Origin of the sequence: Veillonella sp. T14073-2 (genome assembly GCF_002959875.1) — a bacterium.
GTDB lineage: Bacteria > Bacillota > Negativicutes > Veillonellales > Veillonellaceae > Veillonella > Veillonella infantium.
On record NZ_PPDC01000004.1, the window covers coordinates 96,370 to 108,251 of the forward strand.

10 protein-coding genes are annotated in these 11,882 nt (G+C 40.3%); 9 read left to right on the top strand and 1 reads right to left on the bottom strand.

What is annotated here, in order from left to right; all coding sequences use genetic code 11:
- Window positions 1-4: 4 nt before the first annotated feature.
- The 9 genes from purH (at window position 5) to VCHSUH04_RS02970 (ending at window position 10,963) form a co-directional block, all read left to right on the top strand.
- On the top strand, window positions 5-1,534 hold the full coding sequence (purH, locus tag VCHSUH04_RS02930) for a bifunctional phosphoribosylaminoimidazolecarboxamide formyltransferase/IMP cyclohydrolase (protein WP_105085277.1): 1,530 nt from the start codon (window positions 5-7) through the stop codon (window positions 1,532-1,534).
- A 131-nt stretch (window positions 1,535-1,665) separates the two neighbouring features.
- Window positions 1,666-2,928, top strand: a complete 1,263-nt coding sequence (gene purD / locus VCHSUH04_RS02935) for a phosphoribosylamine--glycine ligase (RefSeq protein WP_105085278.1) — start codon at window positions 1,666-1,668, stop codon at window positions 2,926-2,928.
- A 320-nt stretch (window positions 2,929-3,248) separates the two neighbouring features.
- Window positions 3,249-4,391 (top strand): isochorismate synthase, encoded by a 1,143-nt coding sequence (locus VCHSUH04_RS02940; protein WP_105085279.1) that lies wholly within the window; start codon window positions 3,249-3,251, stop codon window positions 4,389-4,391.
- Between the two features lie 39 nt (window positions 4,392-4,430).
- Window positions 4,431-6,182 carry a 2-succinyl-5-enolpyruvyl-6-hydroxy-3-cyclohexene-1-carboxylic-acid synthase gene (gene menD, locus VCHSUH04_RS02945; protein ID WP_105085280.1) on the top strand — a complete coding sequence of 584 codons (1,752 nt, stop codon included), beginning with the start codon at window positions 4,431-4,433 and terminating at the stop codon, window positions 6,180-6,182.
- Window positions 6,179-7,039, top strand: a complete 861-nt coding sequence (gene menH / locus VCHSUH04_RS02950) for a 2-succinyl-6-hydroxy-2,4-cyclohexadiene-1-carboxylate synthase (RefSeq protein WP_105085281.1) — start codon at window positions 6,179-6,181, stop codon at window positions 7,037-7,039. Before menD ends, menH begins: the two co-directional genes overlap by 4 nt.
- 4 nt (window positions 7,040-7,043) lie before the next feature.
- Window positions 7,044-7,886 (top strand): 1,4-dihydroxy-2-naphthoyl-CoA synthase, encoded by an 843-nt coding sequence (gene menB / locus VCHSUH04_RS02955; protein WP_105085282.1) that lies wholly within the window; start codon window positions 7,044-7,046, stop codon window positions 7,884-7,886.
- Between the two features lie 158 nt (window positions 7,887-8,044).
- Window positions 8,045-9,430 carry an o-succinylbenzoate--CoA ligase gene (gene menE / locus VCHSUH04_RS02960; protein ID WP_105085283.1) on the top strand — a complete coding sequence of 462 codons (1,386 nt, stop codon included), beginning with the start codon at window positions 8,045-8,047 and terminating at the stop codon, window positions 9,428-9,430.
- 7 nt (window positions 9,431-9,437) lie between these two features.
- The gene (gene menC / locus VCHSUH04_RS02965; protein ID WP_105085284.1) at window positions 9,438-10,589 is read left to right on the top strand and encodes an o-succinylbenzoate synthase; all 1,152 of its coding nucleotides are present in this window, start codon (window positions 9,438-9,440) and stop codon (window positions 10,587-10,589) included.
- A complete protein-coding gene (locus tag VCHSUH04_RS02970) occupies window positions 10,586-10,963 on the top strand; it encodes a PaaI family thioesterase (RefSeq protein ID WP_105085285.1) in 378 nt (125 codons plus the stop codon). Before menC ends, VCHSUH04_RS02970 begins: the two co-directional genes overlap by 4 nt.
- A 92-nt stretch (window positions 10,964-11,055) precedes the next feature.
- Here VCHSUH04_RS02970 and VCHSUH04_RS02975 read toward each other — a convergent pair whose 3' ends face one another.
- Entirely contained in the window at window positions 11,056-11,673 is a 618-nt protein-coding gene (locus tag VCHSUH04_RS02975) for a hypothetical protein (RefSeq protein WP_105085286.1), read from the bottom strand.
- Window positions 11,674-11,882: the final 209 nt, after the last annotated feature.

Genomic DNA, 11,882 nt, shown 5'->3' on the forward strand with positions numbered 1-11,882 from the left:
TTACATGATTAAAAATGCACTTCTTAGTGTTTCAGATAAAACAGGTATTGTAGACTTTGCAAAAGGTTTAGTTGAACTAGGTGTAACCATTTATTCAACAGGTGGTACGCTTAAGGCGATTACTGATGCGGGCATTGCAGCAAAAGCAGTTGAATCTTTGACAAGCTTTCCTGAAATGATGGATGGCCGCGTTAAGACCTTGCATCCAAAGGTTCATGGCGGTATTTTGGCTATCCGCGACAATACGGAACATCAAAAAGCTATGGCAGATCATGGTATTGAACCAATCGACCTTGTAGTTGTTAATCTCTATCCATTCCGTGAAACCATTGCAAAACCAAATGTATCCTTAGAGGAAGCTATTGAAAATATCGATATCGGTGGTCCTACCATGGTGCGCTCTGCTGCTAAAAACCATGCGTATGTAGGCATCGTTGTAAACCCAAATCATTATGATGAAATCTTAGCAATGTTAAAAGAACATGGCGAGTTGACTAAAGAATATCGCTTTGGTTTGGCGAAAGAAGCCTTTGCTCATACTGCCGCTTATGACGTAGCTATTGCTAACTATATGAGTGGTGTCTTAAATGAAGGCCCTACACCACCTGAATATTTAAGTGCTTATGAAAAGGTAACAGACCTTCGCTATGGCGAAAATCCGCATCAAAAAGCGGCATTCTACAAAGAAATTGGTACAGCTCATGGTATGGGCGCGTTAAAACAACTCCATGGTAAAGAGCTCTCCTATAACAATATCGTAGATATGGAAGCGGCTTGGAACATGGTGTGGGAGTTTACAGATCCTGCAGCTTGTATTATTAAGCATACAAACCCTTGCGGTGCGGCTACAGCGGCTACCTTGCATGATGCGTATGTAAATGCTTACGAAGCAGACTCCGTATCTGCCTTTGGTGGTATTGTAGCTTTAAACCGTGAAGTCGATGCAGCTACTGCAGAAGAAATGAGCAAAATTTTCTTAGAAGTCATTATGGCACCTGCTTTCACAAAAGAAGCATTAGAAATCCTTGAAGGAAAGAAAAATATTCGCCTCATCCAGTTATCTAAGCCTGAATCTGGCCAAGTAACAGTGAAAAAGGTTTCTGGTGGTCTATTAGTTCAAACAGAAGATGAAATTCAAGAAGACCGGGCTAACTATAAAGTGGTTACAAAGGTGCAGCCAACAGAGGAACAATGGAAAGCCCTCGAATTTGCTTGGAAGCTCGTGAAACACGTAAAATCCAATGCCATTTTGATCTCCAATGAAAAACGTACCCTCGGTGTTGGGGCTGGTCAAATGAACCGCGTTGGGTCTGCAAAAATTGCGCTTGAACAAGCTGGTGAAGCCGCAAAAGGCGCCGTATTAGCATCTGATGCGTTCTTCCCATTTGGGGATACTGTAGAAACGGCGGCAAAGCATGGTATTGCAGCCATTATCCAACCAGGTGGATCCATTCGCGATGAAGAATCCATTAAAGCAGCTGACGAAGCAGGAATTGCCATGGTATTTACAAGTATTCGTCACTTTAAACATTAATTTGTCTAGCATAATTGAGGGTTACAGTCGAGCACTAGCTCGTAATCATTAATGTGTAATGATGATTATAGAGGATATAGGTGCTTACATAAATGATGTATTGATGGCGTTTAGGCGTCGATGGAGGACTTATGAACGTATGTGTAATCGGTAACGGCGGCCGCGAACATGCATTAGCATGGCGATTGTCCATCAGCCCTAGCGTAACAAAGGTATATGCCATTCCTGGCAGTGCGGCCATGTCAGATTGTGCAGAGCTAGTCGGCATTGATTGGCAGCAAAGCGATCATTTAATTCGTTTTTTGAAAGATAATCACGTTGATTTAGTCGTTGTTGGTCCAGAGGCTCCTCTTGTAGCAGGACTAGCAGATGCACTCAATACAGCTGGAATTCCTGTATTTGGCCCATCTAAAGCAGCTGCTCAACTAGAGGGCTCAAAGGTATTTGCCAAAGACCTTATGAAAAAATATAACATACCGACTGCTGCCTATGGTGTATTCCACAAGGTGGATGAAGCAAAAGAATTTATCGCTCAAACAGGTGCTCCTATCGTAGTGAAAGCTGATGGTTTAGCGGCTGGCAAGGGCGTTGTAGTGGCTATGACTATTGACGAAGCAAATGCAGCTGTAGAAGATATGCTCAGTGGAAACCGTTTTGGAGAGGCCGGTAGTACCGTAGTTATCGAAGAGTTCATGGAAGGTGAAGAGGCGAGTTTACTTGCCTTTGTAGATGGTAAAACAGTAGTTCCCATGATTGCTTCCCAGGATCATAAACGCATCTTTGATGGCGATAAAGGCCCTAATACCGGCGGTATGGGGACCTATGCACCTGCACCAGTTCTTACTGATGCATTACGAGATGAAGCGATGAAAACAATCTTAGAACCTATGGTAGAGGCCATGCAAAAAGAGGGCATGCCTTATGTAGGTTGTCTCTATGCAGGCCTTATGATTACGCCTCAAGGTCCTAAGGTTGTAGAATTTAATGCACGCTTTGGCGATCCAGAAACACAAGTTGTATTGCCATTACTTGATAGTGATTTAGGTCAAATTATGATGGCTTGTGCCACAGGCACATTAACAGCTGATATGGTGAAATGGAAAGATTCCTCGGCAGCTTGTGTCATTCTTGCTTCTAAAGGATATCCTGAAACATCCTCCAAGGGTGATGTGATTCATGGTGATATTAAACAACATGATACAACCATCGTATTCCACTCTGGTACAAAACTTATGGGAGACGAATATGTCACAAATGGCGGCCGAGTTCTTGGCGTAGTAGGTCTTGGTAAAGACCTTAGAACGGCGCTCGATAGAGCTTATGGCCGTATAGAACACATCAATTTTGAGGGTATGCAATACCGTACAGATATTGGGGCGAAAGCTTTCAAATAAAGAAAAAGTATTTTGAATACAGTAACAGCGTTTTAAATACAGTAACAGCGTTTTAAATACAGCAAAAAAACGTTTTGAACAGAGCAAAACCTCTACACTCATGCATATTACATGTGATGTAGAGGTTTTTATTTTCTACCTTTTAATGGTTACCTATGTTATAATAATGTAGATATAAAGAGGGCCCATCGACGTGTGATGGCGTTAGGCTCATCTCAAAAATTTTGAAACCTATTGATGGCGCCTAATATGTAGAAGTACATCTTCTACATATTAGGTGTTTTTACTATAGTCTATTTTTCGTATAGCGACATACAACTATGAAATATAACAAAGAACCGTTAAAACTGAATAGTCCGGTATCATTTTGGATGAATTTCCCCAATGAAGAACGCGTGTTTTGGGTGGATCGCCAAAGTGACCGCATCGTTGTAGGCGCTAAACGTCTAGCGACGGTTAAAGATGATGACGATCGCCATAATTATGCGTATGTATTTTATGGGGATACTTTTTTTGATACTGTAAAAGACCCTAAATGGTCTGGTATGGGGCATGAAATGATTGCTTTCACCCATTACTACATCGTAGAAAACAGAGAATCCTTCTATCTCCATGCTGGTGAAAGTGTTCCTATCGAGGATTTTGAAGTGCCCCTTATTCGCCATAATTACAAGGAGACTAGTGATGATAAGGCGGATTGGAACCGTTTAATGAATGCTATTGCCAAAGGTATTAGCAGCGGTGAAATGACTAAGGTCGTTTCCTCTCGTGAGGTAGAATTCACTAGTGATACACCATATAATGTGGCAAGTATCTTGGCTAATTTGGTGGATAATAATCCAAATTGCTTTATCTTTGGCTACGAAAAGGATGGGCGTACCTTTGTAGGGGCATCGCCAGAAATTTTAGTCCGCCATCGTGGCAGTGAAATATTAAGCTATGCCTTAGCGGGCACTGCTCCAAAGGATGGTCCTAATGCGTGGACTAAGGAACAATTACTAACTAATAAGAAAAATCTTGTAGAACATAATATCGTTCGCGACCGTATCGTGAATACGATGAAAGCGATTACTCCAGATGTTACTGTAGGGGAAACCGGTATTATGGAGTTATCTCACCTCTATCATTTGCGTACCATAATTACTGCAAAGGATAGTACAAAATCTCTTGTGGAATGGGCTAAATTGTTACACCCTACACCAGCCCTTGGTGGTGAACCTCGAGAAAAGGCACTAGCCTTATTACAAAAGTATGAAGCCCATGAGCGTGGTATGTACGCAGCACCTTTTGGTTTTATGAAAGATATGGGGGACGGCATCGTAGTTGTTGCTATTCGATCTGCTCTTATCATGGATAATGTATTATATGCCTATGCAGGTTGTGGCGTTGTAGCCGAGTCTGATGCGGATGAAGAATATGCTGAAACTAATAATAAAATGCGCACCATCTTGGATGCTTTATAATTGTTTCCGTACCTCTAGGGGTGTTTGAAAGGGAATATAATGAATGAATATATTGCTGCCTTGGTAGACGAATTCTACCAACTCGGCGTCCGTCATGCCGTGTTTAGCCCTGGTTCTCGTTCTACGACGATGGCCATGCTGTTCAAGGAGCATGAAGGATTTGAAACCTATATGAATATAGATGAGCGCTCTGCTAGTTTTATGGCTCTTGGCATTGCAAAGGCTCGTAAAGAACCGACTGTACTCGTTTGTACTTCAGGTTCGGCTGTGGCCCATTATTTACCAGCTATTTTAGAAGCTCAATATAGTGGGGTTCCACTCATTGTACTGTCTGCCGATAGACCTCATACACTATTGCATGTAGGGGCTCCTCAGACTGTAGATCAGCACAAAATCTTTGGTACTGCGGTCAATTATTTTGAAGAATTAGCTGTGCCTCAAGAATCTCATTACTATACATATCCTCGTCAAGTGGCTCGTAAATCGTATATGAAAGCGATGGATACTAAAAAGGGACCTGTCCATATCAATGTGCCTCTCTTTGAGCCATTGGTGCCAGAATTGAGTCGTAATCATTTTGAAGCTGGTCGCAGTTCCTTTAAAGTGGTTAAGCCAAACTATAGTAGTGTATTTGGCTGTGATAATAGAAACAATTTGACTCATGTTAATAATGCAATTGATATTACTCATGGAAATGATGGTACAAAGGAGATTAATGATTTACTTGAAAGATATGAGCGTATCCTTATCCTAGCAGGTCCACAGATCGATATAGATGAAGCTAATACGATTCGGTTCTTTGGGGAGGCTTTACAAGCCCCTATTTTGGCGGATCCCTTATCGAATGTACGGGGATGCGGTACATCTAAAGTTGTAATTTCTACGTATGATGCATTATTAGCAGGGCAAGCTCTTTGGAATGAGTTAAAACCAGATTGTGTGATTCAGTTTGGTCAAATCGTTGTGTCAAAACGAGTGCAACAGATGATTGCTAGTTGGACTGATGTGGAGTACGTCGAGGTTAACCCTACAATGGACTCCATGAATCCTACAGGTAAAACTACGATTCATATGCAAGCTAGTATTGATGTATTTACCCATTTACATGGTAAAAACAATAGCTCTGATACGTACCTAAACATATGGCGATGTTTAGATCAAGTGGGTAAGAAGCAACTAAGCTTAGCTATTGATGAGCCTCATTGCTTTGAAGGTCGAACCATACGGGAGCTACAAAAACAAATCCCTGAAGATGGACAAATTTTCGTTGCCAATAGTATGACCATTCGGGACTTTGATTACTTCTGGTTTAGTGGGGAGTCTAAAGCAACTCTATACGGTAATCGAGGCGTCAATGGCATTGATGGCACTATTTCTACAGCTCTAGGGCTGGCAGCAAATGGCAGACCTACATATTTAGTAACTGGGGATTTATCTTTGTTCCATGATTTAAATGGATTGGCAGTAGCCAAAACGCATAATCTCAATTTGACGATTATTTTGCATAATAATGATGGCGGCGGTATTTTTGAATACTTACCGCAAAAGGGAACGAAGCATTTTGATTACTTGTTCTCTACATCGCAAGGCTTAGATTATAGTGGAGCTGCTAAACTCTATGGCTGTGGTTATACTAAAATCGCAAGTCCCGACGAATTGAGTGCTGTACTAGCTAAGGTTAGCTCAGAATCAGGTGTACATATCATTGAAATACCTACAAATCGGGAATATAGTAGAGAATTGCATAAGAAATATACAAAGGTTTCAGTTGATATGGAGGCATTACTATGAGTCAGTATTTTTGCAGTATTGTAGATAATGCTTTGTGTAATCCAGCTCAACGCATGTACTTTGATTTAGGAGAATACCGCTACGGTTTAACTGTAGTTGGCGATGGAGAACCTATTGTGTGCTTCCATGGCTTCTCTGAATCGAGCTACACTTGGGATGCTATTAATCTTCCCGGCTATCGCGTGGTCCGTATCGACTTGATTGGTCATGGTGATTCCGATATTCCTGATGAAGATAAGGCCTATACGATCCCTCAAATGATAGAGGATTTGCATACCGTTATTTATCATATGGTGGGAGTTAGATATTACCTCATGGGGTACTCCATGGGGGCCCGCATTGCACTTTCTTATGCCTTGCAATATGAAAGTGAAATCAAAGGGCTTATTCTTGAAAGTGGATCTGTAGGTATCGCTTCTGATGATGAGCGAGCGAAGCGTCGTAAGGCCGATGAAGAGCTAGCGGTTCACATTGAAAATCATGATGGTGCGTGGTTTGCGACACGTTGGGCGGAGGCACCTATTTTTGAAAGTCAAAAACAACTTTCAGAGGCCGTAGAGGAATTAATCTATCTACGTCGTTCCAATAATAGTACGTACGCCTTAGCATGTACCTTGCGTGGCTCAGGCCAGGGTGTCATGCCTTATATAGGAGATAAATTAGAAAAATTCTCTGTTGAAGGCTTATATGTGAGTGGCGCATTAGATACAAAATATACTACAATAGGAAGAGATGTATTTGGCAAGTTGCCAAACTTTACGCATGTCATCGTCGAAGGGGCGGGGCATAATGTGCATATAGAAAAACCGCAGATGTTTGAACAAGCGGTATTAGATTTTTTACACAAGAAAGGTTAAGTCCATGAGCAAATTTGATTGGAAAGTATTGAATCGTAATTATGAAGATGTAATTTACGAAACATATAATGGCATTGCAAAGATTACTATTAATCGCCCACAGGTACGTAACGCGTTCCGTCCTAAAACTGTTATGGAGTTAATCGATGCTTTCACAGTAGCTCGTGAAGATAATGAAGTAGGCGTAATTGTATTGACTGGTGCAAACCACGGTCAAGGTGAAGATAAAGAAGCATTCTGCTCCGGTGGTGACCAAAGCGTACGCGGTCATGGTGGTTATGTAGGCGAAGATAATGTTCCTCGTTTAAACGTTCTTGATTTGCAACGTTTGATTCGCGTTATCCCTAAACCTGTAATCGCTATGGTTAACGGTTATGCTATTGGTGGCGGTCATGTGTTGCACATCGTATGTGACCTTACCATCGCTTCTGAGAATGCTAAATTTGGTCAAACAGGCCCTCGTGTAGGTTCCTTTGACGCTGGTTATGGTGCAGGTTACTTGGCTCGCATGATCGGTCATAAACGCGCTCGCGAAGTATGGTTCTTGTGCCGTCAATACACTGCTGCTCAAGCCTATGAAATGGGCATGGTTAATACTGTTGTACCATTCGATAAATTGGAAGAAGAAACAGTTCAATGGTGTAACGAAATTCTTGAATTGTCCCCAATGGCATTGCGTATGTTGAAAGGTGCATTCAACGCTGATACAGACGGTCTTGCAGGCTTACAACAATTCGCAGGCGATGCTACATTGATGTACTACACAATCGATGAAGCAAAAGAAGGCCGTGATGCGTTTAAAGAAAAACGTAAACCGAACTTCAAACAATTCCCTAAATTCCCTTAATAGGGAGAGTTACTAGTTCTAGGTTGAGGACTAACTAATTTTAAAATAATAAGGGCGCCTCTATATGAGGCGCCTTTCTTGTAATATCTCTTTGATATTGATATTTCGATTGTTATTTAATGGTAATTAGAAATCAGGCTTAGATATGAGGTGAGACGATGGAATGGTTACGGTATGGTGCAGAGCACTATCCTAATCGCATATGTATAAATGAATATACCTATAACGATATATACCGTGGCGTAGTCTATGTAGCTCGTAAATTAGAGCCTTTAGAAGCCACTCGTATAGCTATCTTATCTGATAACTCCGTGACGATGGCAATCTATGTATTGGCAACTATGCTCGTGCATAAAGAGGTACTATTACTTAATGTACATCTTAAGCCTAAGGAAATAGAAAACCAATTGAAACAATTAGGTGTTACCACCGTTTTACATAGCAAAGAGCGACGGAATCAACTGCCTGATTCAATGTGTGTTATTGAGTTTGAACCTCTAGAAACTATTCTATCTGACCGAGTTTCAGAAGATATCTTTGATTGGACATTTAATGATACAGACATTGCAGCTATTATGAACACTAGCGCTACAACAGGTCAGTTTAAATCAGTACCCCTTCGATGGGGGCAAATTAGAGCTCATGTACAAGCGTCTCAAGAGGTGTTAGGTAAAACCAAACAAGATAATTGGCTTATGGTATTACCGCTGTTCCATGTAAGTGGTTTATCTATTTTGATGCGGTCTCTTTACAATGGAACGACTATCACTATATTGCCTAAATATGATGAGATAAAGGTTTTAGAACTCATTGAATCTGAGAAAATCAATATGATGTCTCTGGTACCCACAATTTTGACTCAATTAGAACCGAAGATTACACATCATACATTACGTGTTATTTTGCTAGGTGGCGAGTTTATTCCTATGGCTCTCATCGATGCTTGTGAAAAGAAATCGCTGCCAATTTACAAGACCTATGGAATGACGGAGACCTTTAGTCAAAGCGTGACCTTCTCCGTATTAGATTATCCTCATAAACGTGATTCCGTAGGGAAACCATTGCCAGGGATGCAGGTTCGTATTGATAATCCCGATGCAGATGGAGTAGGTGAGATTCACTTAACTGGACCTATGGTTATGACTGGATATATCAATCAGGAACCTATTAATGGGGATTTAAATACCGATGATATCGGTTATGTTGATGAAGATGGATTTGTATATATTCTGAATCGCCGTAAAGACCTGATCATATCTGGTGGAGAAAACATTTATCCTAAAGAGTTAGAGGATTTAGTCTATACGTTGCCATCAGTCAAGGAATGTGCGGTTGTGCCTGTACCTGATCCTAAATGGGGACAAGTACCAGCGCTCTTTGTGGCTTTTCATGATGGTGAAAGCATGACTACAGATGCAATTCTATCCTTTATGACCAAATCCTTAGCAAAATATAAAGTTCCGAAATACGTAAAGATATTGCCTGCTTTGCCTAGAAATGGAACAGGTAAAATCGTTCGCAATGAACTGCGTTTAGAAGATTGAGGCGCTTATGAATGATATTTTAAACTTTAAAAGTATAACCACATATCGCCTTAAATTGCCGTTAAAGTTTAACTTTAAAACTGCCAAAGGTGAAGTAAAAGAACGAGAAACGATCGTCATTCGCATCGAGGATCAACAAGGTTATGTCGGTTATGGGGAATGCGTGGCTTTTACAGAGCCTTTTTATACAGCAGAGACGGTGGATATATGTTGGCAAAAACTAGTAGATGATTATATCTTTAATTTGCGCATGATGCGGCCTAAACCGCTCATGACCTATGTACGGCAGTTGCAGTTCTGGCTAAATCGAGATCATATGCCTATGACTATTGCGGCCTTAGAAAATGCATTGATTAACCTTCATTGTGAGCGATTAGGTGTAAACTCCGTTTCCTATATTATGGGACAGCCCTTACAAGATACAATTGAAAGCGGCGTTGTTATCGGTGATGTACCGATGGAACAATTGCTAGATGCCGTAGAAGCTCATGTGGCAAATGGTTGTAAGCGCATCAAGTTAAAGGTGAATCCTACAGATGGATACGAACGAACAGCCTTAGTGCGTAAGCATTACCCCGATTTAGTCTTGGCAGCCGATGCAAATCAAAGCTATTCTTATGATGATATTGATAAGGTCCGTCAATTTAACGATTTGAAGTTAGCTTGCATAGAAGAGCCTTTTGCTATAACAACGCTTCAATCCTATAAGGAGTGGAAGTGGGGACGCCTCAATAACGATGATTGGCATATTGAAACGCCTATCTGTTTAGATGAATCTATATTGGGTTATGATGATTTATCCTATGCTATTGAATATGGTCTAATTGATGTACTTAACATAAAAGTAGGCCGTATGGGTGGTCTCGTACCTACTAAAGCAGCTATTAATCTTTGTAGAGAATGTCATATTCCGTATTGGGTTGGCAGCATGGTAGAGTCGGGCATTTCTAAAATGATGCACGCCCAACTAGCGGCTCTAGGTGATTCCTATATGGCAGGAGATCTATCTGATTCTAATAGATATTTTGAACGAGATCTTATCTATCCAGACTTAACATTTAAAGATGGGGTTATGCACATCCCTGATGGAGATGGCTTAGGTGTAACCGTCTTTGATGATAGATTAGAAGCGTATTGTGTGGAGAAACGAACACTATGAATTTGATAGAATCTTTACAAATTGAAAAGCCTTATATGACGAGTGATACTACATGTATTGCGAAAATGAATCTAGGCGACTTTCACAAGCAACCGCAAGGTTACCTAAATGGTGGAGCTACCTTGGCCTTTGCAGAAATCGTTGCAGGTATGATGAGTAATGAACTTATTGGGGCAGATAAATTTGGTGTTGGACAATCTGTAACAGCTAATCACTTGCGCCCTGTACGATGTGAAGGGGCCTTAACGGCTCATGGTACTTTACTTGTAAAAGGTAAAACATCTCACGTTTGGCGTTTTGATATGTTAGATGATGCAGAGCGACTCATCTCCCAAGTGACAGTGACGTTGTCTATTGTGGACTTTAATCGGTAATAGATAATAAGTAATATACAATGATAAAAGGACAGTAAATACTTCAGTATCTACTGTCCTTTTATGGTTTTGTATGTCTTATTAATTACTTTTTACTTACGAGTCACTGTATATAAGTCTTCCATATCTGGAATATCATAAATAACCCATGTACCATCGCCTAAATGGCGCATCAAAACGCGTATATCTTTTGTCATGTTCTTTTTATTGTTTTGTATTGTTACTGTTACGGTAGCTGTATCTCCATCGTCTTCAGATTTGATATTTTTAACCTCCACATCATGCTCTTTGAAGAGACGGCCATCCACAAGGCGATCGACCATGGACATATTGTCATCACTTTGAGCTGTATTAGTAGTGTCTGTTGTGGATGGCTGTGATTTAAAGCTATCTGGATCTTCGATGTATTTTCTCATCACATCTTCGATTAAAGAGGGACCAAATGTCTTAGCTGCTGCAATAGTAGCTTTACCAAATGGGTTGGACGTATCTATATATTTATTGCCTTCTCGCTCTAAGATATTTTTTACAATAGATTTCGTATCTATATGGCGTAAGGCTTCATCGGCATCTTTATCTTGTACGGCTTGATGGATAATTTTTAACGTATAAGCTGGTGTATGGGGAATGTACCACATGAAATACCACGCTGCTGCTAAGGCACCAACAATAGCAATAATTAAGATGGTTATAAGTGATTTTGATTTCATTGTATTGCTCCAAAGTATTTTATATTACATTCTTATTATTTATATAATATATATTTATTTTATCATAGTCAAAGGTCCTTCACTATAATTATTAATTAGTGATACTTAAAATAATAAAACTTTCAAATATATGCACTAATAAACTATAAAGAATATATATGCTGTAAAGTGGATAAGATATATTATTGCTTTAGCTGGTTAAAGGATAT